The organism is Ruegeria sp. SCP10 (genome assembly GCF_040329495.1).
Classification (GTDB): domain Bacteria; phylum Pseudomonadota; class Alphaproteobacteria; order Rhodobacterales; family Rhodobacteraceae; genus Ruegeria.
Genome location: NZ_JBDZYF010000001.1, coordinates 333,116 through 358,775 on the forward strand (window position 1 = coordinate 333,116; position 25,660 = coordinate 358,775).

A 25,660-nucleotide genomic window follows, 5' to 3' on the forward strand; every position below is an offset into this window, starting at 1 on the left:
GGCGGTGAATGCAGAGGCAATCACCCGCGTCAATCTGCCTAAAAATTAAGCGAGTGATGATTTTGCAGGCTTGTGGGTGGTCGTTTTGTTGTTCATATGCACTGGATTCGATATCAAAACCCCAACTGCTCAAGGATTAGGCACGTTGACCCTGCATCTTGCTGACAAAACTCTGAACCCACCTGTGCTGCTGGCGCCGATGGCTGGAATCACGGATCGCCCGTTCCGCGATCTAGTGATGCGGTTTGGGGCGGGCATGGTCGTCAGCGAAATGGTCGCGAGCCAGGAGATGGTGCAAGCCAAGCCGGGCGTGCGCGAACGGGCGGAACTGTCGGCAGATGTGGAAAACACTGCGGTTCAACTGGCCGGGCGCGAGGCGCATTGGATGGCCGAAGCTGCCCGTCAGGTCGCCGATCGCGGCGCGCGCGTAATCGACATCAATATGGGCTGCCCGGCCAAAAAGGTGACCAATGGCTATTCCGGCTCGGCCCTTCTGAAAACGCCAGATCACGCCCTGACCCTGATCGAAGCGGTGGTTGAGGCGGTCGAAATACCCGTAACTCTTAAAACGCGGCTGGGCTGGGATGATGCGCTGCTGAATGCGCCTGATGTGGCGCGCCGGGCGGAAGGGGCGGGGATCAAGATGGTCACGATCCATGGGCGCACACGCTGCCAGTTCTACAAAGGCCACGCCGACTGGCAGGCGATCCGAGCGGTGAAACAGGCTGTGTCGATTCCCGTCATCGCCAATGGCGATATTATTGATACCAAAGCGGCCCACACGGCGCTGGATCAGTCCGGCGCAGATGGCGTGATGGTCGGGCGGGGTGCGCAGGGAAAACCCTGGCTTCTGGCACAGATTTGCCACGACATCTACGGCACCGACGCACCTGAAATCCCCAAGGGCGCTGAATTGGTCGCGATGGTGCGCGCCCATTATCAAGCCATGCTCGAATTCTACGGCACCGATCTGGGCCTGCGCGTCGCCCGCAAGCATCTGGGGTGGTACATGGATGAAGCCGGAACACCCGCGCCCCTGCGTCGGGCTGTTTTGACCTCACGTGATACGCAAGAGGTACTGCGCCTGCTTGATGAGGCGCTGGATTGCGCAGCCGAGGTGGCCGCATGAATTCGGATCAGAGCATCTGGAACTCGCTACCCGTTCCGGCCTTCATCATAGACCAGGCGGATCGGATTTCCGATGTGAACTCCTCGGGCGAGGGTTTCCTGAACGCGTCGCGCAAATCGGTGATCGGTCATCCGGTCTGGGACCAGATCGCTGTGGATGCCCCACTGGAAGAGGCGTTCCTGCGCGCGCGTCATCAAGGCACGCCGCTGTTCGTCAACGATGTCGATGTCGGGTCGGGTAACCGCGCACCGCTGCAATGCGCGCTACAGATCGCGCCGCTGGTCGGGCATCCGGGATCAATGATCATGATCATCTCGCCACGCGAATTGGCGGGGCGCATGACACGCGGCAACACGGTTAAGTCAGCAGCGCAATCCGCCATCGGTATGGCAGAGATGCTGGCGCATGAAATCAAGAACCCGCTGGCTGGTATCACCGGTGCAGCGCAGCTCCTCAGCATGAATATCTCAGCGCAAGACCTTGAACTCACAGATCTTATCGTGGCCGAAAGCCGCCGTATCGTGAAGCTGTTGGAGCAGGTTGAGCAATTCGGAAACCTGCAGCAACCCGACTTCAAACCGGTGAACATCCACGACGTTCTGGACCGCGCGCGCCGTTCGGCCTTGCTGGGGTTCGGCGCGGATATGACCATTATCGAGGACTACGACCCATCGCTGCCGCTGGCCTATGGTGACCCGGATCAAATCCTGCAAGTGGTTCTGAACCTTCTGAAAAACGCGTCCGAGGCCGCTGGACCGAATGGCGGCACAATTCGCCTGCGCACTTATTTTGAACATTCGTTCCGCCTGCGTCGCAGTGACGGCTCGGGTCATTCGCTGCCATTGCAGATTGAGATCATCGATGATGGCCCCGGACTGCCGGAGGATATTCGCAGCGACATTTTCGACCCGTTTGTCTCGGGCAAGGAAAATGGAACGGGTCTAGGGCTGGCGCTGGTCAGCAAGATCATCTCGGACCATCGCGGCTGGATCTCGGCTGATTCCGTTCCGGGACGCACGGTTTTCAAACTGTCGCTGCGCCGCGCGCCGGCAGAGAGCATAACGAAGGAGAGCACCTGATGGATGGCACCGTTCTGGTTGCAGATGACGATCGCACGATCCGCACAGTACTGACTCAGGCCCTGACACGGGCCGGATGCAAGGTGCATGCCACCTCTTCGCTGACTACGCTGATGCGTTGGGTAGGTGAAGGCAAAGGGGATGTGGTGATTTCAGATGTCGTCATGCCGGATGGGAACGGTTTGGAAATGCTGCCGAAAATCGCGCAAGATCGTCCCGGTTTGCCGGTGATTGTGATTTCGGCCCAGAACACCATCATGACGGCGATCCAGGCGGCTGAGGCGGATGCCTATGACTACCTGCCTAAACCCTTCGATTTGCCAGATTTGATGAAACGCACTGCGCGCGCACTGGAACAAAAGCAGCGGCTGCAATCGGAACCTGAGGCAGAAGCAAATGAGCGCCCGGATGAGTTGCCTCTGGTCGGGCGCACATCCGTCATGCAGTCTCTGTATCGATTGGTTGCGCGAGTGATGAATACCGATCTGTCCGTCATGATTTCTGGTGAAAGCGGGACCGGTAAGTCTCTGATCGCGCGGGCAATTCACGACTTCTCGGACCGTCGTACATTGCCCTTTGTCACCGCCACTGCCGCAGACCTGCGTGATTTGGAGGGGCCCGCCCGCGTCATGGCGCGTGTGCGTGGAGGCACGCTGTTGATTGATGAGATCGCCGATCTGGATGATGAGCTTCAGGCCCGTATTGTGCGCATGATGGACACCCCCGGCGATCACGTGCCGCGTTTCATGGCCACGAGCCAGTCGGATCTGGCCGAAGGTATGGAAGGTGGTCGCATCCGGCAGGATCTGTACTACCGCCTATGCGGCGCGACGATCCATGTACCGGCCCTGCGCGAGCGTGTGGATGATATCACCTTGCTGGCCGAGCATTTTCTGGCCCGCGAAGAGCGTGATAGCGGCACTAAGCGCTGGCTCAGCCCGGATGCGGTTGAACTGATCCGCCGCTACTCCTGGCCCGGCAATGTACGGCAGTTAGAGAACGCGGTCCGCCGTCTCAGCCTGACCAGCCGGGCCGATGAAATCTCGAAAGCCGAGGTTGAGATGGTGCTGGGCAGCCAGCCCGAGGCTGAACCTGTGTTGGGCGGGGGCGAGCGCGAGAAGCTGTCCACCTCGGTCGAGCGGCATCTGAGGCGATATTTTGACCTGCACGGCAATATGCTGCCGCCTCCGGGCCTGTATCAGCGTATATTGCGTGAGGTTGAGGCCCCGCTGATCGAAATCGCGCTGGAGGCAACCGGTGGCAATCAGGCAAAATGCGCTGATTTGCTTGGGATTAACCGAAATACGCTGCGGAAAAAGATCACAGACCTCGATATTCAGGTGACACGCCGTCGCAAACTGATGTAATATCGCCACACAAGCCGTGGCATCCGGGTATCTCCGGGGAAACGACCACGACATATGGCGGTCAGTCGCACAAGCGACACATCAGGATGAGGGCAGACGGTGGCAACCCGAGCACAGAGCGGGATAATCCCATCGATTATTCGATGGCGAAAGTCCCGAAAACTGCGCAATTTCGGCACCTTGGGGCTTGTTCTTCTAGGGCCAGTGCTGGCGCTTGCGACCTATCTGGTCATTGGTCCCTTTGAGCTGGGCGCGACCGCGCCGACCCTTCGTCTGATTCTGCTTGCCGACCTTGTTTACGTCCTTGTCGTGGCGGCCCTCGTGCTTAGCCAGCTCGGCTCGCTGGTCGCAGCCAGACGCGCGAAATCGGCGGGGTCTCGCCTGCATTTGCGCCTGATCGGTGCTTTCACGCTCTTGGCTCTGGTGCCTACGGTCACAGTTGCGATCTTCGCCGGTCTGACCGTGAATATCGGTCTTGAGGGCTGGTTTTCGGACCGTGTGCGTCAGGTCGTCGGATCATCGCTGACTGCGGCTGAGGCGTATGAGCTGGAACACCGGCAGGGTCTGACCCAGGATGCAGCTGTTCTGGCGCTGTTTCTGGACAATGCGCGAGCCCGCGATTTCTATATCTCGGATGCGGAATTGCGTGAGGTTCTGGCACAGGGGCAGGCGCAAATCCAACGGGGTCTGCGCGAGGCTTACGTGATCGATGGGAGTGGCGAAATCCGGTCGCGCGGGGATCGATCCTACCTGTTCAGCTACGAAAAACCCACGCCTGAGCAAATGGTTGAAGCGGCTGATACCGGCCTGTTGATTATCGCCGATTGGGAGAACAACGAATTCCGCGCGCTTGTTCCGCTACAGGCCTATCTGGACCGATACCTCTATGTTAGCCGCGATGTCGATGGTCAGCTACTGACCCTCCTGGACGATACCAAGGAAACTGCGCAGTTCTACCAGCAGCTTGAAAGCGAACGCGGCAGGGTGCTGTTTAACTTTGGCCTTCTATATTTGGGGTTTGCCCTGATCCTTATCCTTGCGGCGATGTCTTTGGGCATGTGGTTTGCCGAACGCCTGTCGCGCCCTGTTGGCCGTCTGACCACAGCCGCGCAACGCGTCGGTGCCGGGGACCTGAGCGTACAGGTCATTGAAGAGGCCAGCGACGACGAAATTGCGATGCTGGGACGGTATTTCAACCAAATGACCCGGCAGCTTAAAGGCCAGCGCGATACACTACTGGAAAACACACGCCAGATCGAAAGCCGCCGCCGCCTTTTCGATTCCGTTCTCAGCTCGGTCACATCAGGCGTTGTCGGTGTTGATCCCGAAGGCGGTGTGACCTTCGTAAACCGATCAGCCGAGCGTCTGCTGGACTGGTCGCGGGGCGAACAGCATCTGTTAATAGGTATCGCAGTGCCCGAATTCCTGCCGCTGTTCGAAAGCCTGAAAGAGGGCGGGCAAGAGGCCGTACAGGGCGAGATCAAGGTGACCCGCAAAGGACAGTTGGAAAACCTGCTTGTGCGCATGGCCACGCGGCGGGGTGAGGATGGCGCGCTTGAGGGCTACGTGGTGGCCTTTGACGATGTGACCGATCTGGTCAGCGCCCAGCGTATGGCTGCCTGGGGTGATGTGGCCCGGCGCATCGCGCATGAGATCAAGAACCCGCTGACACCGATTCAATTGAGCGCGGAACGGATCAAGCGCAAGTTCTCATCCAAGCTAGATGAGGTGGATTGCGACACCCTAGAATCGATGACCGATGTGATTGTGCGGCAGACCAATGACCTACGGCGCATTGTAGACGAGTTCTCAAAATTTGCCCGTATGCCGGAACCAGAGCGGCGACAGGAGGATGTGGTTGCGCTGGTGCGCGAGGCCGTTTTGTTGCAGCAGGCGGGGCAACCGGATGTGCAAATCGATGCGGACTTGCCGGAACAGCCGATCACGGCTGATCTGGATGCAACCATGCTGAACCAGGCCTTGACAAATTTGATCAAGAACGCGGGCGAAGCTATTGGAACGTTGAAAGAAAAAGGCGCGCCTGAAAACCTGAGGCCACAGATCAAAGTGACTGTTTCCACGGATGATGCGGGAACGATTGTCACGATTGCCGACAATGGTATCGGCCTTCCCGAGGATCGTGCGCGCTTGTTTGAGCCTTATGTGACCACGCGCGACGAAGGGACCGGGCTGGGCCTGCCCATCGTCAAGAAGATTATCGAAGAACATGGCGGAGCGCTGACTTTGGAAGACGCGCCCGTATTCGACGGACAGGACCATTTCGGCGCAATGGCCGTGATCCGTTTGCCGGGAGCAAATCTCCCACCAAATTCAGCGCCACAAAAACAGGCGATTAAAACCAACAAACTGAAAGCAGGCCAAAGATGAGCGACATTCTGATCGTAGATGACGAACGCGATATTCGCGAGCTGGTGTCCGACATTCTGGAGGACGAAGGCTATTCCACCCGACTGGCGGCAAACTCGGATGAGTGCATGTCGTCGATCAATTCCGAGCCGCCGGGGTTGTTGATCCTGGATATTTGGCTGAAGGACAGCCGCATGGACGGGATCGATATTCTGAAAGCGGTCAAGCGCGACAATCCGGATGTGCCGGTGGTGATAATTTCAGGCCACGGCAATATCGAGATCGCGGTCGCCGCGATCAAGCAGGGGGCTTATGATTTCATCGAAAAGCCCTTCAACATCGACCAATTGATGGTGGTGATACGCCGCGCGATGGAGACCTCTCGCCTGCGCCGCGAGAATGCTTCGCTCAAGCGTAAAGAAGTCAGCAGCTCGGACATGATCGGCAAATCCGCCTCGTTCCGTGCAATGCAGGGCCAGTTGGACAAGGTCACAAAATCGAATGGTCGCGTGATGCTGAGCGGCCCAGCAGGGTCAGGCAAGGAGATTGCGGCCCGGTATATCCACGCGCATTCAAACCGCGCCAACGCGCCATTTGTGACGGTCAACTGTGCCGGGATTGAACCCGAGCGGGTCGAAGAAGTGTTGTTCGGGCGCGAAAGCTCTGAACGTGGGGTCGAATCGGGCTTGCTGGAAGAGGCCCACGGCGGTGTGGTCTATTTTGACGAGGTTGCCGATATGCCCTTGGGTACTCAGTCGAAAATCCTGCGAGTGCTGGTGGATCAGCAGTTCCAGCGCGTGGGCGGCAGCGACAAGGTAAGGGTGGACTTGCGCGTTATATCATCCACCAACAAGGATCTGGACGAAGAGATTGCAGCCGAACGGTTCCGGGAAGAGCTGTATCATCGTCTAAACGTTGTGCCGGTGGACGTGCCCTCGCTGGAAGACCGACGCGAGGATATCCCTGTTCTGGCCCAGCATTTCATCGAAATGTGCAACGAAACCCAAGGCCTGCCAATGCGCGAGCTGTCGGAAGAGGCCGTGGCTCTGCTGCAAACTATGACCTGGCCCGGCAATGTGCGTCAGTTGAAGAACCTGATCGAACGTGTTCTGATCCTTGGTGATGGCACCGGCCCGATTGAGGCGCGCGAGCTGCCAAGCGACGAAGACAAAACCGAGGATTCGGGCCGTGTTGTCCTGTCGGGTGCTCTGGCGACCCTGCCGTTGCGCGAAGCGCGTGAGGCGTTCGAGCGGGAATATCTGCTGACCCAGATCAATCGCTTCGGTGGCAATATCAGCCGCACTGCCAGCTTTGTCGGGATGGAGCGCAGCGCGTTGCATCGCAAGCTGAAATCACTGGGTGTTGTGACCTCGAACAAGTCCGGGGCGCGGGTCGCGCAAATAGATGAGCCGGAACCGGCAGAGTAATCTGCTGGTCACATAAGGCAGGGGTCGATGCATACAGTTCCGTCAAAACCGGGTGGTATCAGCCTTAGGTCTCGCGCCTATCCTGGTTTCGGCAAACGCCTGAAACGGCTGCGGCAATCCATTGGCTTTAAGCAATCTCATCTAGCCGAGTTGTTGCAGGTCGATCAGGCGACCATCTCCCGATGGGAACGAGGTGGGCAAACCCCGCCACCGGATATGCAACAGGGTGTGTTTGCTGTACTTGGACCTGCGCGCGTAGATGACAGCGCCCTGCGACGACTGGTTGAGACCTCATCGGACTGCCTTCATCTGGTCGAGGAAGCCAGCCATAGATGCCTTGCCTATTCCGCCAGCCGGGCAAAGGACTGGAAAACCAGCCAGAACGCGCTGTTGGGTGTTTCGCTCTGGCAGTTTGCAACCGACGAGATTCAACAGGCCGAGGCTGAGCTGGACCAGGAAGGGTGGTGGGAGGCCCACACACCCACGCCAAAGTCCTTTCTGACCTCTGAGGCTGTGCATGATCGCATTCGCATCAGCGCCGGAGAGATCATTTGGGAACGGCTGTATCTGTCGGATGGAACGCCCGTGCGGCTGGTCAGCGGGTCGCGGCGCCAGGCCGCATAATTTATGCGTTCCCCGACCTGACCGGGCGCTGTAGAAGCGCCTTATGACGCAGCTTTTTCAGGTTCTCTTGCTTTGGTTGGCCGGGTTGGGCGCGGCGACGCAGTTTGCCAAGATTGCGGTGCCATTCCCAGAGGTTCTACAACTCTACCCCGATCACGCCGAAACCATGGGTTGGCTGCTGTCGATCATCAGCCTGCTTGGTGCAGTTCTTGGCGCCGTATCCGGGTCAATCGTGGGCCGTGTGGGGCCGGTCAAACTGTTGATATTCGGCCTTGTACTTGGTGGCGCACTTTCGATCTTTCAGGCGACGGGGCCGGGGTTTCAGATCATGCTCGCCAGCCGATTTGTCGAGGGCCTGTCCCATCTGGCAATTGTTGTGGCGGCACCAACCTTGATTGCGCAGATCACAACCGGCAAAGCGCGCAACATGGCCATGGTTTTGTGGAGCACCTTCTTCGGCGTGGCCTTTGCTCTGAATGCGTGGCTTGGGCTGCCCTTGGTCGAAAACTATGGCCTGCCCGTCTACTTTGCTTTGCATGGCATCCTGATGATCGCGATCGCGGCATTGATCCCGATCCTTCAGCTAAAGGACATACAGGCGGCCGAGCCCGCACCGTGGCTTTGGCGAGAGCTTTGGGCAGTGCATCTGCGCACCTATCGCTCTCCCTTCGTGTCGGCCCCCGCAATAGGCTGGTTTTTTTACACCCTGACGTTCGTTTCACTGCTGGCGATCCTGCCTGGGCGCTTGCCGGATGACATCAGCGCGACTGTTGCGGGTCTGATGCCGCTGGCCGGGATTGCGCTGAGCCTGGTTGCGGTGCCGGTCTTGCTGAACGTGATGTCCGGCGTTGCGGTGGTTAACCTGGGGTTCGCGCTTGCGATCCTGTCTATCTTGGGCGTTTTTGCTGGCCTGCCGTTGGAGTTGACCTGTATTGCGTTGTTTGCGGTGTTGGGACTTGTGCAAGGGGGCAGCTTCGCGGCCGTGCCGATTCTGAACCAAACCGCTGAAACTCAGGCACTCGGCTACGGAGCGATGGCGCAGATGGGCAATGCGGGCAATTTGCTGGGCACCCCGGTTTTACTGGCGGTTCTGTGGCGGGTCGATGAGGCTGGGATGCTGATCAGTGTGATCGCTATTTACGCCCTTGCCATCCTGGCGCATTGGGCGCTGGCCCGAAGGCGGGCCGCTCAAACGGGATCAGCCTGATTGACCGGGCGAAATAATCTGGAATGAGCCGTCATCGAATTTGACGAAACAAGATTGTGTTGTCAGCGGTGGTAGTGTCGTGGTGCGCTGCACGGGAACACCTGATTTCACAGCCCGTTTGCAGGGCGGCAGACTGACCGGGCGATAGCCCTTTTGGGCCATGCATTGTGCCTCGACCTTGTTGCGCAGGTTCTTGTTCACATCGACCGTGTAGATCTGACCGGGCTCCCACCAGCCGGGCGAGCGATAACAGGACCCACGCCCATCGCAATATGTTCTGCCCGGCCAATAGGTTGGCGGCCCTTGCCGGACCTGATTTGCAACCGGTGCATCCTTGAGCGCCTGAACCTGACATTGCGTGGTCTCGGTCTGCATGCGCGAGACGCTTTCGCCCTCTTGATAATACAGTGACAGCGGTCCACAGGCGGACAGCGCCATCAGTGAAATCAGAAGGGGGCCAAGCGTTTTCATATGCTTATCTTGCCCCACACAGATGGGGATGACAATTCAATTGACCGTATCGGGGGCATCTGTCATTCAAAGATTTCAGGCAGAAGGGCCAGAAACATGAAGGTCATCATTTGCGGTGCGGGTCAGGTTGGCTGGCAGATCGCACGGCATCTTTCCGGCGAATTGAACGACGTGACCGTGGTGGATAACAATCCTGATCTGGTACGCCGCGCGACCGAGACACTGGATGTTCAGGGTATCGCAGGTTTCGCCAGCTATCCCGACGTGCTGGAGCGGGCGGGGGCCCGTGATGCCGATATGATCATCGCCGCGACCCACTCGGATGAGGTGAATATGGTCACCTGCCAGATGGCCCATTCGGGTTTCGCCATTCAGCGCAAGATCGCGCGTCTGCGGTCGAAATCCTATCTCGAAGCGATCCATTCCGACCTCTACCGCCGCGATCACCTGCCCATCGATGTTGTGATCAGCCCTGAACGCGAGGTGGCTGCCGCTGCGATGCGTCGCCTGTCTGCCCCGTCGGCCTTTGACACCGAGATGTTTATAGATGGCAAGGCACAGTTGTTGGGCATCCGCATCGAAGAGGATTGCCCGATTGTCAACACACCCCTGCGCCAACTGACGGATTTGTTCTCGACCCTGAGTTCGATTGTTGTGGGTGTTCGGCGCGAAGGAACATTATTCGCTCCGGAATCCGAGGATCAGCTGTTTGTCGGCGACGAGTGCTATGTCTTTGCCAGCGTACAAGACGTGGATCGTACGATGGAGGTGTTCGGCAAGTCGCAAAAACGCCAGGACCGGGTGGTGATCGTTGGCGGGGGTAATGTTGGTCTGGAAGTCGCACATACCTTAGAAGAGCGTGAAAGCCGCGTTCGCGCGAAGATTATCGAACGTGATCGTCACTGTGCCGAAAAGGCCGCCGAGGCGCTGGAGCGTACGATTGTTCTGAATGGTGACGGGCTGGATTCGAACCTGCTGAGAGAGGCTGGGATTGACCGCGCCGATGCGATGTTGGCCGTCACGGATGACGATCGCACCAACATGCTGGCGGCTGTACGCGCCAAGGCCGAGGGCTGTGCCTTGGCGATTGCGCTGATCAACGATCCGTCGATGGTGGCCTTGATGGGCCCGCTTGGTATTGATGCCTATATTAATCCGCGCGCGACAACCGTCAGCTCAATCCTGCGCCATATTCGCCATGGCCGGGTGCGGCAGGTCTATTCCATCGGCGATGCCGAGGCCGAGGTGATCGAGGCCGAGGTTCTATCGACCTCGCCCATGGCCGGGCAGAAACTGCGTGATATCGATTTCCCCGAAGGCGTTCTTGTTGGGGCAGTTCGCAAAGGCGATGAATTGTTGCGACCCACTGGCAGCCTGCGGATCAACGAAAAGGATGTGGTTGCCATCTTTGCCATGGCCAAGGATGTGCCCGAGGTGGAACGGCTGATGCAGGTCTCGATCGATTTCTTCTGATGGCGCGCGTTAGACCACAACGGGTTGGGGTATTGCGGCGGTTGCCGCTGTTTCTGCTGATCTGGGGGTGCGTTTCGGTTTCGATGTGGATACCCGCGATCTTTGCATTGGTGCTGGACGACCACGACACGTCCCGGTCTTTTTTCTATTCAGGTCTCTTGGGTCTGTTTCTCGTGGCGACTATCGCACTGGCGGCGTCTAACCGAGTGCCGCGGCGTGGTACATTGGGTCAGTTGGCGGTGCTTTTGGGATGTTTCACGATCCTCCCGATCTTTCTGGCGATCCCGTTTCACGACGCGCTTGGCAACACCACCTTTCTGAACGCCTATTTCGATATGGTGAGCGCGCTGACGACGACCGGAGCCGATTTGTTTCCAAATCCGGACCGCCTGAGTGCGCCGCTGCACCTTTGGCGCGCGCTTGTGGGGTGGATGGGCGGTTTGCTGATGTGGGTTTCTGCTGCTGCGATCCTGGCGCCTTTGTCGTTGGGCGGCTTCGAAGTTACGGCGCAGGGCCAACCCGGACGCCCAGTCTCGGGCGTGGCGCAAAGTGAGAAGATTGATCCGCGCGGTCGTCTGATCCGAGTGACCATAACCCTGACGCCGATCTATGCCGGGCTGACCGCTGTAATCTGCGTGCTGTTGTTGATCGCCGGAGAGCGAGAGCTGACTGCCATCTGCCATGCTATGTCGATTATGGCGACTTCTGGTATCTCTCCTGTGGGCGGGCTTGAAGGCGCACAGGCCGGTTTCACGGGTGAGGCAATCCTGTTTCTGTTCCTGTTCTTTGCCTTGTCCCGGCTGACTTTCTCGACTGACACAGCGACAAGCGGCTTTTCACGCTTGGACAAGGACCCGGAATTCAGGATTGGCCTGATGATCGTACTTGGGGTTGCCGTTTTGCTTTTTGTTCGCGTCTGGGCCGGTGTGAGTGAGATCGGGGGCCAGATGCAGCCCTTGCAAGCTCTTCATGTCCTATGGGGTATGCTTTTTACAGGCTTGTCGTTCCTCACAACCGCCGGGTTCGAAAGTGCCAATTGGAATGATGCACAGCAAATTTCAGGTCTGGGGACACCAGGCTTGATCCTAATGGGTTTGGCGCTGGTTGGTGGCGGCGTGGCCACAACGGCAGGTGGGGTCAAACTGTTGCGGGTCTTTGCGCTCTACCTGAATGGCGCGCGCGAGATTGACCGCCTGATACATCCCTCATCCGTCAGCGGCGCCGATGGCGGCAATAGGCGGATCCAGAGTGACGGCGCCTTTATCGCGTGGATCTTCCTGATGCTGTTTGCCCTGACGCTGGCGGTTTTCAACCTGTTGCTTGCCGCAATGGGGGCGGGATTTGAACAGGCCATGGTTCTCAGCGTGGCCGCGCTGAGTACAACCGGGCCGTTGATCGAACTGGCGACCGACGTGCCGATCCGCCTGATCGATCTGTCGGCAGGGGCGAAACTGACCCTGTGCGCCGCTATGGTAATTGGCCGGTTGGAGGCTTTGGCCATCATCGCCCTAATAACCCCGTCGCTCTGGCGGGATTAAGCCAATGAGCGGTTGCGGCGTTACTGCCTGATTTTTAATCTGGAATATCTGTGCGCAGCACTCCATACTCCCCCAGAGGGAGCGCGTTGGTCCGCAGCGCGTAGCAAGAACAACGGCGAGTTAATAAAATATGGCTTCGGACAGACAGAATCTTCAGGACGCGTTCCTGAACAATGTACGGAAAGCAAAGGTCCCGGTCACGATTTTCCTGATCAATGGTGTAAAATTGCAGGGTGTGATCACCTGGTTCGACAATTTCTGCGTATTGTTGCGCCGCGACGGACAGTCGCAGTTGGTATACAAACACGCGATTTCGACGATCATGCCATCGCAGCCGATCAGCCTGTATGAGGGCGAAGACGCCTCTTGATGGAACATGAGAGGGCGCGCACCCGGGCCTGGGTGCTGCATCCTGAAATCAAATCAGATGAACAGCGCCGCGTTCCTGAACCAGCGCTGGAAGAGGCGGTGGCACTGGCTGCCGCATTGCCCGATCTGGATGTGATCGGGTCCGAAGTCGTGCGCCTGCAACGCGCCCAACCTGGGCTGCTGTTCGGCAGCGGCAAAATCGAGGAACTGGCCGAACGGCTGCATGATGCTGAAGTCGAGCTGGTGCTGATCGATGGTCCGGTGACCCCGGTTCAGCAGCGCAATCTGGAAAAGGCGTGGAAGGTTAAAATACTCGACCGGACCGGTTTGATCCTGGAGATATTCAGCGATCGCGCTCGCACCCGCGAGGGCGTGTTGCAGGTCGAGATGGCGGCGCTCAGCTATCAGCGTACGAGACTTGTCCGGGCGTGGACCCACCTGGAGCGGCAACGGGGCGGCTTGGGTTTTGTCGGTGGTCCTGGTGAAACTCAGATCGAGGCCGACCGTCGCGCTATTGATGAACAACTGGTCCGGCTGCGCCGCCAATTGCAGAAAGTGGTCAAAACGCGGACCTTGCACCGCGCGGCGCGGGCCAAGGTGCCGTATCCGATTGTGGCGCTGGTGGGCTACACCAACGCGGGTAAATCGACGCTGTTCAACCGCCTGACTGGTGCTGAGGTGATGGCCAAGGACATGCTGTTCGCCACACTGGACCCGACCATGCGACGGGTCGTTCTGCCGGATGGGCCTGAGGTGATCTTGTCGGATACGGTGGGGTTCATCTCGAACTTGCCCACCGAACTGGTTGCCGCCTTCCGCGCCACGCTGGAAGAAGTTCTGGGCGCCGATCTGATTGTCCATGTGCGCGACATCAGCCATGAAGACTCGCAAGCGCAAGCCGAAGATGTGCAGGCGATTCTGACCGCGCTGGGTGTAGGTGATGAACGCCCGATGCTGGAGGTCTGGAACAAGACCGACCTACTGGAGGCTGACGAGAAAGAAGCGACGCTGGCGCGGGCCGAGCGTGATCCGGCGATCTTTGCGATTTCGGCTGTGACCGGCGAAGGGGTCGACCCGTTGCTGGCAGAGATCGCGCGGAAACTGCAAGGGGTGCGTCATCAGATCACGCTGTCACTGGGCTTTTCCGAGGGCGACAAGCGCGCCTGGCTGTTCCGTCAGGATGTGGTTCGATCTGAAGAGCAAACTGAAGACGGGTTTGAAATCACCGTCTTGTGGACCGAGAAGCAGGCCGCGCAATACGCGGGGCTCTAATTCGTATTCTAACCAATTTGCTTTTGATACTCTGCCAGATCAAACCACCAGTTTGAGGACCGTATCTTGTGGCTTGAATCCAGCTCCCATTCCTCCCATCCGCGGGTCACGACCGCATTGCCGGTCTCTGTATGTTTGCCTTCCAGCGTCCAGACGAACAGGGCTCGGGGCCCAGCCCATCGCAGCATGTCGCATCTCAGGTCAAGATCAGGGATCTCGGCAAACAGGTCTCGCGCCATAGCAGAAATCGCATCCTGGCCTTCCAAAGGTTCGCCGCCGTTGATCACCATCTGGCAATCCGCCGCGAAATAAGCGGCGACGGCCGCAGCGTCGCCGGAACTCCAGGCGATGGCATAGTCGCGCGCAAGGTTGTTCAGGACGTCCCGAATGCTGGCCATGATTGCCCCCTTGGTCCCAGAAGATCGGTGTAGGGATGGTAGGGGAAATTGTCCAATCGTTCCATCACGCCCCGCCAATCAGGGCGGGGAGTCGCCGAATGGGCGGATTATTGCGGGATCAGATTGGTCACACCAACGGCGGCGGCGCGGGCCAGATCGATATCCAGCGACATCGGGATGTATTCACCGCGTCGCCAAAGCTGTGCCTGATCGTCGTAGTAGCGTGACAGGAAATGCCCGGATTGCCCGGTCGAAGTGATAAAGACCGAACTGTCGGGATCAGCGAAGTCATAGACGCCGCGATAGCCTGCGCCGTGCACGTTCTGGAACGGGTCAGGCCCTTCGCCCGAGGTGCGACCGCGCAGCAATGTATTGTCCCCTCCGCTGGTCGATTGGCGGATGTTCACGAAATAGCGCAGCACCGGGACCTCTCCCAAAACCGGATGGTCATGGGTTGCCTGATGGGCATCGCCCCAGCGCAGCGTTTCCAGCGCGCGGCCATAGTTCTCGGCGATCCAGATCAGGGCATCGTCCAGCGCCAGTCGCGCCATATCAGTGCAGGTTTCAACCGGAGCGCTTTGGCGCACATCACACCAGACCGAGGCGCCATCGATATCGCGGTAGACGCGTTCGATGAACAAGGGCTGAACATGTTTGTATTCGCTGGCCAGCGGGCCAAGCTCATCTGCGACTAAACGGATTTGCAGCGCGCGCAGCCAGGCGGCGTAAATCAGCGGTTCGGGCAGATGTTCATTCATCTCACCATTCCAGTCGGCCAACAGGGACAGGGCGATTTGGCGCTGACGTTCCGGTGTACCCTCGGGCGCAGATTCTCCGGTAAACCACAGATCAGCCCCTATCAGTGGCAGCAGAGACCGTGCCGTAAAGCTGACCGTGTCCAACTGCGCTTCGATAAAGCTGTCGCGGGTATGAACCTCACGCGATTGCATCAGACGTTCCCAACGATGGACGCGCTGGGTATCGCCCCATTCGTAAGAGACATGGTTGGGGAAGGGCCGGTCGATGATCTTGTTGTTGGTGTTGCCCAACAGCCCCCCGATAGGAGACACAAATTCCGGGTTATTGGCGTAAGGCAGGCGGCCTTGCCATCGGTTGGCCTCGATCCAGCCAGGTGTAGGGATGCGACCCTTGCTTTGATTGCGCAGATCGCGCTGGGGCATTGCGCCGATCAGCTTCATGCCAATGGTGTCCGTATCAACCAGCGACAGGTTTTGCGAGGGTGAGATGAACAGTTCGGCGGTTTCGATGGCCTCTGATACCGAGTTCGCGTTCATCAGACCCATCGACGCGGTCATCGAAGTGTCGTTGGGGCTCAGCGCCGTCCACGACAAGGAGACGACATGACCCGGTGGCGTTACGGTTTCAAGATCGTAGTGGCTGCCGGGTAGCACGGGACCATTCTCGGTCCAGCGCAGGGTCAGGGTGATTGGCGCCTCATCTTTGATCTCAATGATCGACGGGCGAGTGCGAAACTCCTTGTATCCGTCGGGCGTCAGGTATTCTTCCGGGTTGTCTGGGTTCAATTGCTCGATATGCAGGTCCTGATCGTCCAGATAAGATGAGGTGAGACCCCAACCGAGCTGGTCACTGCGCCCGCTCATGACGGCGGGAATGCCGGGGATCGTCGCCCCGATCACGCCACCGTTTTCCAGCCCCAGATGAGCCAGATACCAGATGCCGGGCGCGGTGAACCCCAGATGCGGATCATTTGCCAGCAAAGTGCCACCGCTGGCTGAACGTGCGGGCGCTGCGGCCCAGGCGTTTGAGGCCCCCGCAAGCCCGCGTTTTGGAAAGGGCGACAGGGGCGTATCGGGCATCTCTGTGCCGGCCGCGTATTGGGGCAGGCCCGGGAACAGATCGGCATATTCCGGCAAAGCTGCAATCCCGGCACCCGGAACGTCTGGCAAAATGTCGGCAAGCCGTGCTGGGTCGTTCAACATCAACGACGTGCGGGCGCGTAGAACTTCGTCTTGCAAGTGGCCGGAAAGCTGCAGTCCCATCAGCTTGATAACAGCGATGCTGTCGCCCGGTTGCCAAGGCGACACCGGCGCGTTGAACAGGAACATCTCAGGCGCGCCGCGCCCCAGCGCGTCTTCGTTGATTTGGCTCAGACGGGCGTTGACGCCTGCCGCATAAGCGCGCAACGCAGCTTTGGTATAGTCATCCTGGGCATCCAACGAACGATGGGCCAAGCCATACAGATCAAGGCGGCGCAGCAGCTTGTCGATGGGCACGGTACGGGCCCCGAAGATTTCGGACAAACGGCCCTGCGCGGTGCGGCGCATGACCGTCATTTGCCATAGGCGGTCCTGAGCATGGGCAAAGCCCAAGCCAAAGAACACATCCGGGTCCGTTTCCCCCAGAATATGGGGGACGTTTGCGGTATCCCGTATGATCTCAACAGGGGCGGATAACCCTTGTACTTCAAGGGTTTGATCATAATCGGGCAGGGACTGGCTGGCCAGGTAATAGATCAAACCTATCGCTGCAAGCACCAGCAGGATCAGGCCTGAGGTGATACGCACCAGCCAGCGAAAAACAAGACCCATAGTTGCCCCACTTACCCGTTCAGTTTCTGTTTGCGCAAAGACTAAAGGATGGGACCCTCAACCGAAAGAGGAACGCGGGGGGAACTTGCGTCAAACCCGGACAAAGACAAACCCCGCCGTAAAAATCACGACGGGGTTGGCCAAGGGGGGGTGTAACTGGTTCAGGGAATGATGCGGGTGTATTTGGTGCCTTCGACCGTGGCACCGATTTGCAGACCGGCCTGTCCGAAGACGGCGGCCAGAACCGGTGAACGCAGCGTTGTGGTGTCGGTCGACAGGGATTCACCCTGATCACTGACCACATAGCCCACATCGGCCCCGGCGGTCCAACCGCTGGAGCGGCGGAAATCATTCAGCGCGTCTTCGGTCATGAAGAACAGCACATGGGCGTATTGCTGGGCCCCGATTTGCAGACCCGCTGTGCCCTTGACGGCCGAGTAGTAGTCAACCGATGCATCATTGATGCGCAGTGCGCCGCGACCATATCCACCGCCAAAGACAAATCCGGCTTCGGTGATCAAAGGCATGACCAGCAAGCCATTGGCCTTGTTGGCAATTTCAACCGTGTTGGGGTAACGGCTATACATTTCGGTCAAGGTTGCATCGACGCGCGCATCAATCGTCGCAGCGTTCGAGTTGCCTACTCCGTTGCCGCAAGCGGCGGTCACGGTCAGACCGGCCATGCCAAAGGCAAAGCCGCGACGGCTTAGTCGGGGGGATTGGGAACTGCTCATGTTTCCTGTCTCTTGTATTATGTGCCTGATATGTCGGGTGATCCCGATCTTATGTGCAAGAATACGCCGATTGCCGCGCCATGTCACGGGAAAGCTTTGGTCTGTGCAGTGGAGATCGGCGAAATGCCGCGACAAACTGGGGTTTTAGCCCTGCATGATGCGCGCGACTTGTGGGGCGAAATAAGTCAGGATGCCATCACATCCGGCGCGTTTGAACGCCAGCAAACTCTCCAGCATCACCTTGTCTCCATCGATCCACCCGTTTTGCGCTGCCGCCTGGATCATCGCGTATTCGCCCGAGACCTGATAGGCATAGGTCGGTGCGCCAAACGTGTCTTTTACGCGCCGACAGATATCAAGATAGGGCATGCCGGGCTTGATCATCACCATATCGGCCCCTTCGGTCAGATCGCGTTCGATCAGGCGCAGGGCTTCGTTCGAATTTGCCGGGTCCATCTGATAGGTCTTTTTGTCGCCCGTCAGCGCGCCGGAAGCGCCCACTGCATCGCGAAAGGGCCCGTAAAAGGCGCTGGCATATTTCGCGGCGTAGCTGAGGATCATCACGTTGTGGTGGCCTGCGTCCTCCAGCGCTGTACGCATAGCGCCGATCCGGCCATCCATCATATCAGAAGGTCCAATGATATCGGCCCCGGCCTCTGCCTGCGCAAGGGTCATCTTGACCAGTGCCTCAATGGTCTGATCATTCACGATCTCGCCATCCACCACATAACCGTCATGGCCGTTGATGTTGTACGGATCCAGCGCAACATCGGTCATGATTGCAATGTCCGGCGCCGCCGCTTTGATAGCGCGGATGGCCCGGTTCGACAGGTTGTCAGGGTTCCAGGCCTCGGCGCAGTCTTCGGTTTTCAGCGCCGCGTCAGTATAGGGAAAAATGCAAATCGCAGGGATACCAAGCGCTTGCGCTTCAACTGCTGCCTTTGCAATCAGATCGACCGAACGGCGCATCACGCCAGGCATCGACGGGACAGGTTCTTCGATCCCTTCTCCATCGCGCACGAAGACGGGCCAGATCAGATCATCTGTGGTCAGCGTGCTTTCGCGCACCAGAGCCCGGATTGCACCAGATTGCCGCGCGCGGCGAAAGCGGGTCAAAGGGTAGGGGGCGATGGTTGGTTTCATGGCGCGTGCTCCTTGAACATTGCTGCATTGGGTGGCATGAATTCGCCAAGGGCTCAAGGGTACCAATGAACGCGCCGCTGCGATAGAACCCCCTGAGGATTTGAATAAAGGGCTGGGTTTGGACTGGTACACTTCGATCTTCGAACTCATCGACATGCGCAGCTTTTCGAATCTGTGGTTCTGGATCGTCCTCGCCGTGATATGGTCGACGGCCAGCCATTGGGTGATGGGGGTGCCCTACGATTTGGTCGTTCGCGCGCGTCGGGTTGGCGGCCAGGTCGAAGTTGACCTGCTGGATATCGTGCGGATCAACACCAATCGTTTGCTCTATTTCCTTGAAATGTCCGGGGTCATTATGCTGGCGTTGGTCTGCTTTGTATTTACCGGCATGGCGACGATGGGCTTTTACTATGGGGTCGAGTTTGCGCAGGCTCTATTCCTTTTGATGTTTCCGATGGCCATCGTCACCCTCATCAACATCTTTCACGCCCGCCGCTTACAGCAGCATGAATTGACCATGGACAGGGTCGCAAAAACTCTGTCGCGATGTCGCTTGTACACACAGATTATCGGCATGATCTCGATACTGGTCACTTCGCTCTGGGGCATGTATCAGAACCTCTCGATTGGCGTTCTGGGATAGCGAAATCTGAAAGGCAAGGCGATGAAGGCTCCGAACCACGTGACAGTCGGCGGCGCCCCGGAAGGGTATGACGCGCAGCTTGTTCTGAACGAGATTGCGCGTTCTGGGGCTCCGGTGTGCCACGTCGCACGGGACGACAAACGGATGGAAGCGATGCGCGCCGCATTGGCCTTCTTTGCGCCCGACATGCCGGTATTTGTCTTTCCGGGGTGGGACTGCCTGCCCTATGACCGCGTCTCGCCCAACGCCGATATCGCGGCGGCGCGGGTGGCGACGTTGGCGGCTTTGGTCCACCAGATGCCGGATCGGTTCGTATTGCTGACCACGCTGAATGCCGCGACCCAACGCGTGCCTGCGCGGGATGTGCTGCGCGAGGCTGCGTTTACGGCGCGTGTGAACCACCGGGTAGATGAGGATGCGCTACGGCAGTTTTTGGTGCGCATGGGGTTCACTCAAAGCCCAACGGTCATGGAGCCCGGCGACTACGCCATACGTGGAGGCATCATCGACATCTTCCCGCCGGGCGAATCCGGCCCAGTTAGGCTGGACCTGTTCGGAGACGTTCTAGACGGCGCGCGCCGCTTTGATCCGGTCTCGCAACGTACAATCGAAAAGCTTGAAGTGGTCGAGCTTGCCCCCGTCTCCGAAGTCATTCTGGACGAGGCAGCCATCACCCGGTTCCGTCAGAACTACCGCATCGAATTCGGCGCTGCCGGAACTGATGATCCGCTCTATGAAGCCGTCAGCGCGGGCCGCAAACATCAGGGCATCGAGCATTGGCTGCCGTTCTTTCACGAGAAGCTTGACACCTTGTTCGACTATCTGCCCGGCGCAACCATCTCTCTGGACGATCAGGTCACGCCAGCGCGGCTGGCGCGTTGGGCCTCGATTGAGGACCAATATGAAACCCGGCGTCTGGCGCTGGAAAATCGCTCGCGCATGGATACGGTTTACAAGCCGACCTCGCCCGAACTGCTCTATCTGGACGACGCGGAATGGGAGCAAGTCGTAGGCGACCGTCGGGTGATGCAGTTCAGCCCGCTGCCGCAGGCCAGCGGGCCGGGCGTCATAGATGCAGGCGGTCGGATTGGGCGCAACTTTGCCCCGGAACGCCAGCAGGAAAGCATTAGCCTATTTGGCGCTCTGGCCAGCCATATCACCAACAAGCTTACCAAAGGCCCGGTCCTGATCGCGTCTTATTCTGAGGGTGCGCGTGAACGTCTGACAGGCCTGATCGAGGATGAGGGGTTGGCCGAGGCCATCCCGGTCACCAACGGCACTCGCGTCGGCAAGCGTGGGCTGCATCTGGCAGTCTGGGCACTGGAACACGGGTTCGAAACCCCTGACCTGACGGTGATCGCCGAGCAGGATGTGCTGGGCGACCGGCTGATCCGCCAGCCCAAGAAACGCCGCAAGGCCGAGAACTTCCTGACCGAAACCCAATCACTGTCCCCCGGTGATCTGGTCGTGCATGTGGACCATGGCATCGGGCGTTACATGGGGATGGAGGTCGTCACGGCGGCCGGCGCGGCCCATGAATGCCTGCTGTTGGAATATGCAGAACAATCAAAGCTGTACCTGCCGGTTGAAAACATCGAACTGCTGTCGAAATACGGCCATGACGAAGGCCTGCTGGACCGTCTGGGCGGGGGCGCATGGCAGGCCAAGAAGGCCAAGCTGAAAGAGCGCATCCGCGAGATGGCGGACAAGCTGATCCGCATCGCGGCTGAACGTGCCTTGCGCAAGGCTCCGGTGATGGACCCACCACCTCATGCGTGGGACGAATTCAGTGCCCGCTTCCCCTATCAGGAAACCGACGACCAGCTACGCGCGATCTCAGAAGTTATGGAAGATATGCACTCTGGTGCGCCAATGGATCGCTTGATTTGCGGCGATGTTGGCTTTGGCAAGACCGAGGTCGCCATGCGCGCGGCCTTTGTCGCCGCCATGTCTGGTGTGCAGGTGGCGGTGGTTGCGCCGACCACCTTGCTGGCCCGTCAGCACGCCGCGTCGTTCAGGGAACGGTTCCGGGGCTTCCCGCTGGAAGTGCGGCAATTGTCGCGCTTTGTCTCGGCCAAAGAGGCGCAACAGACCCGCGATGGGATGGCACGTGGGACAGTGGACATTGTGATCGGTACCCATGCGCTGCTGGCAAAGGGGGTACGGTTCCATAATCTGGGTCTGCTGATCATTGACGAAGAACAGCATTTCGGTGTGGGTCACAAGGAACGCTTGAAACAACTGCGCTCGGATATTCACGTCCTGACCCTGACCGCAACGCCGATCCCGCGGACGCTACAACTGTCGCTGACCGGCGTGCGGGACCTTTCGATCATCGGTACCCCGCCTATCGACCGGCTGGCTATCCGCACCTATGTCAGCGAGTTTGACGCAGTGACGATCCGCGAGGCGCTGCTGCGTGAGCACTATCGCGGCGGGCAAAGCTTCTATGTGGTCCCGCGCATATCCGACCTGCCCGAGATCGAGGAGTTTCTGAAGGAACAGCTGCCCGAGCTGACCTATGTGGTCGCGCATGGACAGATGGCAGCAGGCGAACTCGACGACCGGATGAACGCGTTTTATGACGGCAAATATGACGTGCTGCTGGCCACGACGATTGTGGAAAGCGGACTGGATATCCCGACCGCCAACACGATGGTTGTGCACCGGGCGGATATGTTTGGCCTCGCGCAGCTCTATCAGATCCGGGGCCGGGTGGGGCGGTCCAAGACCCGCGCCTATGCCTATCTGACCACCAAACCCCGCGCGCGCCTGACTGCAACGGCTGAAAAACGCCTGCGGGTGCTTGGATCACTCGATACGCTGGGGGCCGGGTTCACGCTGGCGTCGCAGGATCTGGACATTCGCGGTGCGGGTAATCTGCTGGGTGAGGAACAGTCGGGCCAGATGCGCGACGTGGGCTATGAACTCTACCAGTCTATGCTGGAAGAAGCGATCGCCAAGATCAAAGCGGGTGAGATGGAGGGGCTGTCGGATGCCGATGACCAATGGGCGCCGCAGATCAATCTGGGCGTTCCGGTTCTGATCCCCGAGGATTATGTGCCCGATCTGGATGTGCGGTTGGGCCTTTATCGCCGTTTGTCCTCACTGTCGACCAAGGTGGAACTTGAGGGCTTTGCGGCTGAACTGATCGACCGGTTCGGTTCATTGCCGAAAGAGGTCAACACGTTGATGTTGGTCGTGCGGATCAAGGCGATGTGCAAACGGGCCGGGATTGCCAAGCTGGACGGCGGGCCAAAAGGTGCGACCATCCAGTTCCACAATGACAAATACGCCTCGCCCGAGGGGCTGGTTGAATTTATTCAGAACCAGCGCGGTCTGGCCAAGGTCAAAGACAACAAGATTGTGGTCCGGCGCGACTGGAAGAAAGACAGCGACAAGATCAAAGGGGCCTTTGCGATTGCCCGTGATTTGGCGGAAAAGCTGATGGCCCAGAAGAAAAAGGCGAAGGCCTAGTCGCCGGTTACAAAGGTGCAAAGCTGCCAGTTGCCTGCGTCGGATTTCACAAAAGCGGCGCGGTAGCCGACCATGGACCACAAAAAATCGCTGTGCATGTAGCCGAACGTGCCATCGGTCAGTCGCACCAGTTGGTATTCGGCCCCTTCCTGATAGTCGGGGATCAGGACGACCTCGTGGCTGATGAAATCCAAGATTGCGCCGCTGCGCGCCGGTGAACGACGCAGAGTGACCCGGTCTCCGGTCACAAAATAGGCCAGAAACGGGTCCAGCGTAGCGGGCAGACTGATCCGCCATTGATGCGGCATCCAGAACTCGCCCTGATCGTCGAAGTAACCGGGTTGGGACAGGGTGTTTTCTAGCGCGGACCAGTATTCCGCGCGCATATCGTCGGCCTGATCCCGGTATTCCTCATCCAAAGTTTCGGGCGGCACCGTCAGGCCTTCGCGAAATGCTTCGGGGCCGCTTTCGGTGCCGTGGCTGATATGGATATCCGGGCAGGCGGCGGCGATCACGGCCTCGGTATCGCGGGCGGCGACTTTGGTCAGAAGGTCTTCTCGGAACGCGGCAAGCGACGGGTCATTGCCCGCCTGATCCACAGGAGGAAAGCTTTGACGGTCGGCCCAGGCTGGCGCGCAAATCAGGACAGCCAGCGCGAGGTGGTGTGATTTCATTCGGCGGCTCTCATCGCGGCTTGGGCGCAGAAACAGGACGCGCCGACGGCACCGTCGGCTCGCGCCAGCGCAAGGTCAAGCCGTTGTTTGATCTGTTTGATCTCAACCGTCTCGCCGCGCGCTTTCAGGCAGTCATGCAGGCCCTTTAGGCTCCAGACATTGTCCGGGTGGATCGAGGCGCGGCTGAGGTCGCCGCTCAGACCCAAGTCCTCGCGATAAACCGCTTCAGCCTCGGCCACATGGCCCTGTTCGAACAGCAAGGCCCCAAGGGCGTCGCGCGTGGGTTGCATCCAGCCCCACGGCTCATCATAGGGCAGGGTGTCGTCCAGCTCGACCGAACGGCGCAGATGCGCGAAGGCGATCTTGAAATTGCCTTTGCGATATTCGATCTCACCGCGCAGCATTTCCGACGCGATTTCTAGCAGGTCGATAACGCGGTTGTTGTGCAGCCGCCGCGCCTCGGGCACGCAGGCTTTGGCGCTGAGGAACAGCTGTTCCTCGGTCTCGGCCTGCGCCACGTCGCCGGTTGCGGCATGGGCAATCGCGCGGGCGTAGTGCGTGGTTGCCGTCAGCGTGCGGAACAGGTCGGGGTCTTGGGGCAGGTCCAGGGCCTTGGCCTCGGCCCAGCGGCCATAGCGGATCAGTATATGAGGACCCATCGACATATAGCTTTCGAAGAAATCCGCCATGGGCGGGCTTTCGACGCGCAGCATTTCTTCGGGCGTGGTGTCCCACATGGATTGATTGGCCCGGATCGCAGGTTCGATCTGTCCCAGAAATAGCGCGCCATAGATGGCGAAGTGATAATTGTGCAGTCGGTACCCGCTGTAAATGTTGAACGCACCTTCACGCTCATAGTACTTAATGTCGGCGATCGAGGCCTTTTCGTTCCAGTGCACCACGTTCTTATAGTGCCCGCACAGCACGTCGATATGAGTGGGCATATGCACCAGGTGCCCGGCATCGGGGACCAGCGTGCGAAGCACGTCGCCTGCTTTCAGAGCCTTCTCTGGGGTTGGCGACATCTCCATCAGATGAACGTACAGATGCAGCAGGCCGGGATGAGACATGGCGGCGGGGTCATTCTCCATCGCCCATTCCAGCGCCTCTTGCGCCTCGTGCGTGGCGGCCCCGTCGGCGGGTTTGCCGGTGCCCAGGTCCCACATTTTCCAAGGGGTCAAGTTCAGCAGGGATTCGACGTAGATGGTGCGTAGGTCCAGATGTTCCGGCTGGGCGGCGAAGGCTGCGCGCATGGCGTCGGCGAAGTCGAAATCCCATCGATGGATATCCTCGACCGGGTCCCGTTGCGGGTAACGAGCGGGCAGAGCCTGGATCAGCACCTTTTCAACTTCGGTGCATCCATCCATCAGCGCTAAGGCTTGCTGTGTCGCATCGTAAGCCTTTGCCAGCGCTTCTTGCCGCCCTCGGTCATCCTGCAAATCCCAAGGCAGGTTATAGTTCGGCCCGGCAGCATAGGCGACGCCCCAATGGGCCATAGCGCAATTGGGATCATGCGCGACAGCCTTTTCGAAACATGCCACCGCTTCAGTGTGATTGTAGCCATAGGTCCAGACCAGACCACGGTCGAACCATTGTTGCGCTTCGGCTGAGGACGTGGTCACAGGGCAGGTATGGCTGCCCAGATCATAATCATAGCTCATTGCAGAAGCTCCCCCCCGAATATGGAAGCAGGGTACC

At 59.0% G+C, this 25,660-nt stretch carries 20 protein-coding genes; 13 read left to right on the forward strand and 7 right to left on the reverse strand.

The features are described from left to right. Window positions 1–145 precede the first annotated feature (145 nt). From dusB to ABLN87_RS01815, 7 genes are all read left to right on the forward strand, one after another. On the forward strand, window positions 146–1,129 hold the full coding sequence (dusB, locus tag ABLN87_RS01785; RefSeq protein ID WP_353006919.1) for a tRNA dihydrouridine synthase DusB: 984 nt from the start codon (window positions 146–148) through the stop codon (window positions 1,127–1,129). Continuing rightward, window positions 1,126–2,208, forward strand: coding sequence for a two-component system sensor histidine kinase NtrB (locus tag ABLN87_RS01790; RefSeq protein WP_353006921.1), 1,083 nt, complete (start codon window positions 1,126–1,128; stop codon window positions 2,206–2,208). The genes dusB and ABLN87_RS01790 overlap by 4 nt, the downstream gene beginning before the upstream one ends. Continuing rightward, on the forward strand, window positions 2,208–3,575 hold the full coding sequence (locus ABLN87_RS01795; RefSeq protein ID WP_353006924.1) for a response regulator: 1,368 nt from the start codon (window positions 2,208–2,210) through the stop codon (window positions 3,573–3,575). The genes ABLN87_RS01790 and ABLN87_RS01795 overlap by 1 nt, the downstream gene beginning before the upstream one ends. A 99-nt stretch (window positions 3,576–3,674) precedes the next feature. Then, the gene (locus tag ABLN87_RS01800; RefSeq protein WP_353006929.1) at window positions 3,675–5,963 is read left to right on the forward strand and encodes a sensor histidine kinase NtrY-like; all 2,289 of its coding nucleotides are present in this window, start codon (window positions 3,675–3,677) and stop codon (window positions 5,961–5,963) included. Next, window positions 5,960–7,369, forward strand: coding sequence for a sigma-54-dependent transcriptional regulator (locus tag ABLN87_RS01805; RefSeq protein ID WP_170530335.1), 1,410 nt, complete (start codon window positions 5,960–5,962; stop codon window positions 7,367–7,369). The genes ABLN87_RS01800 and ABLN87_RS01805 overlap by 4 nt, the downstream gene beginning before the upstream one ends. Before the next feature lie 27 nt (window positions 7,370–7,396). Continuing rightward, a complete protein-coding gene (locus tag ABLN87_RS01810) occupies window positions 7,397–7,993 on the forward strand; it encodes a helix-turn-helix domain-containing protein (protein WP_353006932.1) in 597 nt (198 codons plus the stop codon). Window positions 7,994–8,036: 43 nt separating this feature from the next. After that, on the forward strand, window positions 8,037–9,200 hold the full coding sequence (locus ABLN87_RS01815; protein ID WP_353006935.1) for an MFS transporter: 1,164 nt from the start codon (window positions 8,037–8,039) through the stop codon (window positions 9,198–9,200). Here ABLN87_RS01815 and ABLN87_RS01820 read toward each other — a convergent pair. Then, entirely contained in the window at window positions 9,192–9,671 is a 480-nt protein-coding gene (locus tag ABLN87_RS01820; protein WP_353006938.1) for a hypothetical protein, read from the reverse strand. The two genes, ABLN87_RS01815 and ABLN87_RS01820, sit on opposite strands and share 9 nt — an antisense overlap. 96 nt (window positions 9,672–9,767) lie before the next feature. Here ABLN87_RS01820 and trkA point away from each other — a divergent pair, with 96 nt between their 5' ends. The 4 genes from trkA (at window position 9,768) to hflX (ending at window position 14,323) form a co-directional block, all read left to right on the forward strand. Beyond that, the gene (gene trkA / locus ABLN87_RS01825; protein WP_353006941.1) at window positions 9,768–11,144 is read left to right on the forward strand and encodes a Trk system potassium transporter TrkA; all 1,377 of its coding nucleotides are present in this window, start codon (window positions 9,768–9,770) and stop codon (window positions 11,142–11,144) included. After that, window positions 11,144–12,682 (forward strand): TrkH family potassium uptake protein, encoded by a 1,539-nt coding sequence (locus tag ABLN87_RS01830; protein WP_353006943.1) that lies wholly within the window; start codon window positions 11,144–11,146, stop codon window positions 12,680–12,682. Before trkA ends, ABLN87_RS01830 begins: the two co-directional genes overlap by 1 nt. Window positions 12,683–12,812: 130 nt before the next feature. Continuing rightward, a complete protein-coding gene (hfq, locus tag ABLN87_RS01835) occupies window positions 12,813–13,052 on the forward strand; it encodes an RNA chaperone Hfq (protein ID WP_010440340.1) in 240 nt (79 codons plus the stop codon). Continuing rightward, on the forward strand, window positions 13,052–14,323 hold the full coding sequence (gene hflX, locus ABLN87_RS01840; protein ID WP_353006946.1) for a GTPase HflX: 1,272 nt from the start codon (window positions 13,052–13,054) through the stop codon (window positions 14,321–14,323). The genes hfq and hflX overlap by 1 nt, the downstream gene beginning before the upstream one ends. A gap of 8 nt (window positions 14,324–14,331) precedes the next feature. Here hflX and ABLN87_RS01845 read toward each other — a convergent pair whose 3' ends face one another. The 4 genes from ABLN87_RS01845 to hemB all read right to left on the reverse strand — a co-directional run bounded on the left by ABLN87_RS01845 (window position 14,332) and on the right by hemB (window position 19,168). Continuing rightward, window positions 14,332–14,721 (reverse strand): SgcJ/EcaC family oxidoreductase, encoded by a 390-nt coding sequence (locus tag ABLN87_RS01845; RefSeq protein ID WP_353006949.1) that lies wholly within the window; start codon window positions 14,719–14,721, stop codon window positions 14,332–14,334. A gap of 107 nt (window positions 14,722–14,828) precedes the next feature. Further along, window positions 14,829–17,291 (reverse strand): penicillin acylase family protein, encoded by a 2,463-nt coding sequence (locus ABLN87_RS01850; protein WP_353006952.1) that lies wholly within the window; start codon window positions 17,289–17,291, stop codon window positions 14,829–14,831. Between the two features lie 161 nt (window positions 17,292–17,452). After that, complete coding sequence (locus ABLN87_RS01855) at window positions 17,453–18,025, reverse strand: YSC84-related protein (protein WP_353006955.1); 573 nt, start codon at window positions 18,023–18,025, stop codon at window positions 17,453–17,455. 144 nt (window positions 18,026–18,169) lie between these two features. Beyond that, a complete protein-coding gene (gene hemB / locus ABLN87_RS01860; RefSeq protein WP_353006958.1) occupies window positions 18,170–19,168 on the reverse strand; it encodes a porphobilinogen synthase in 999 nt (332 codons plus the stop codon). Window positions 19,169–19,286: 118 nt separating this feature from the next. On the opposite strand from hemB, the gene ABLN87_RS01865 reads away from it, so the two are divergent. Both ABLN87_RS01865 and mfd read left to right on the forward strand, forming a co-directional pair. After that, the gene (locus tag ABLN87_RS01865) at window positions 19,287–19,811 is read left to right on the forward strand and encodes a component of SufBCD complex (RefSeq protein WP_353006961.1); all 525 of its coding nucleotides are present in this window, start codon (window positions 19,287–19,289) and stop codon (window positions 19,809–19,811) included. 21 nt (window positions 19,812–19,832) lie between these two features. Beyond that, on the forward strand, window positions 19,833–23,288 hold the full coding sequence (mfd, locus tag ABLN87_RS01870) for a transcription-repair coupling factor (protein ID WP_353006964.1): 3,456 nt from the start codon (window positions 19,833–19,835) through the stop codon (window positions 23,286–23,288). Here mfd and ABLN87_RS01875 read toward each other — a convergent pair. Further along, a complete protein-coding gene (locus tag ABLN87_RS01875) occupies window positions 23,285–23,962 on the reverse strand; it encodes an SH3 domain-containing protein (protein ID WP_353006967.1) in 678 nt (225 codons plus the stop codon). The two genes, mfd and ABLN87_RS01875, sit on opposite strands and share 4 nt — an antisense overlap. Further along, window positions 23,959–25,623 carry a tetratricopeptide repeat protein gene (locus tag ABLN87_RS01880; protein ID WP_353006970.1) on the reverse strand — a complete coding sequence of 555 codons (1,665 nt, stop codon included), beginning with the start codon at window positions 25,621–25,623 and terminating at the stop codon, window positions 23,959–23,961. The genes ABLN87_RS01875 and ABLN87_RS01880 overlap by 4 nt, the downstream gene beginning before the upstream one ends. Between the last annotated feature and the right edge of the window lie 37 nt (window positions 25,624–25,660).

Excerpts from the sequence above, each read along its gene's own strand:
- ABLN87_RS01805 (WP_170530335.1), top strand. The coding sequence starts at position 5,960 with ATGAGCGACATTCTGATCGTAGATGACGAACGCGATATTCGCGAGCTG.
- hemB (WP_353006958.1), bottom strand. The coding sequence starts at position 19,168 with ATGAAACCAACCATCGCCCCCTACCCTTTGACCCGCTTTCGCCGCGCG.
- ABLN87_RS01875 (WP_353006967.1), bottom strand. The coding sequence starts at position 23,962 with ATGAAATCACACCACCTCGCGCTGGCTGTCCTGATTTGCGCGCCAGCC.
- ABLN87_RS01880 (WP_353006970.1), bottom strand. The coding sequence starts at position 25,623 with ATGAGCTATGATTATGATCTGGGCAGCCATACCTGCCCTGTGACCACG.
- ABLN87_RS01820 (WP_353006938.1), bottom strand. The coding sequence starts at position 9,671 with ATGAAAACGCTTGGCCCCCTTCTGATTTCACTGATGGCGCTGTCCGCC.
- trkA (WP_353006941.1), top strand. The coding sequence starts at position 9,768 with ATGAAGGTCATCATTTGCGGTGCGGGTCAGGTTGGCTGGCAGATCGCA.
- hfq (WP_010440340.1), top strand. The coding sequence starts at position 12,813 with ATGGCTTCGGACAGACAGAATCTTCAGGACGCGTTCCTGAACAATGTA.
- ABLN87_RS01850 (WP_353006952.1), bottom strand. The coding sequence starts at position 17,291 with ATGGGTCTTGTTTTTCGCTGGCTGGTGCGTATCACCTCAGGCCTGATC.
- ABLN87_RS01830 (WP_353006943.1), top strand. The coding sequence starts at position 11,144 with ATGGCGCGCGTTAGACCACAACGGGTTGGGGTATTGCGGCGGTTGCCG.
- ABLN87_RS01810 (WP_353006932.1), top strand. The coding sequence starts at position 7,397 with ATGCATACAGTTCCGTCAAAACCGGGTGGTATCAGCCTTAGGTCTCGC.
- ABLN87_RS01790 (WP_353006921.1), top strand. The coding sequence starts at position 1,126 with ATGAATTCGGATCAGAGCATCTGGAACTCGCTACCCGTTCCGGCCTTC.
- ABLN87_RS01845 (WP_353006949.1), bottom strand. The coding sequence starts at position 14,721 with ATGGCCAGCATTCGGGACGTCCTGAACAACCTTGCGCGCGACTATGCC.
- ABLN87_RS01815 (WP_353006935.1), top strand. The coding sequence starts at position 8,037 with ATGACGCAGCTTTTTCAGGTTCTCTTGCTTTGGTTGGCCGGGTTGGGC.
- ABLN87_RS01855 (WP_353006955.1), bottom strand. The coding sequence starts at position 18,025 with ATGAGCAGTTCCCAATCCCCCCGACTAAGCCGTCGCGGCTTTGCCTTT.
- mfd (WP_353006964.1), top strand. The coding sequence starts at position 19,833 with ATGAAGGCTCCGAACCACGTGACAGTCGGCGGCGCCCCGGAAGGGTAT.
- hflX (WP_353006946.1), top strand. The coding sequence starts at position 13,052 with ATGGAACATGAGAGGGCGCGCACCCGGGCCTGGGTGCTGCATCCTGAA.
- ABLN87_RS01795 (WP_353006924.1), top strand. The coding sequence starts at position 2,208 with ATGGATGGCACCGTTCTGGTTGCAGATGACGATCGCACGATCCGCACA.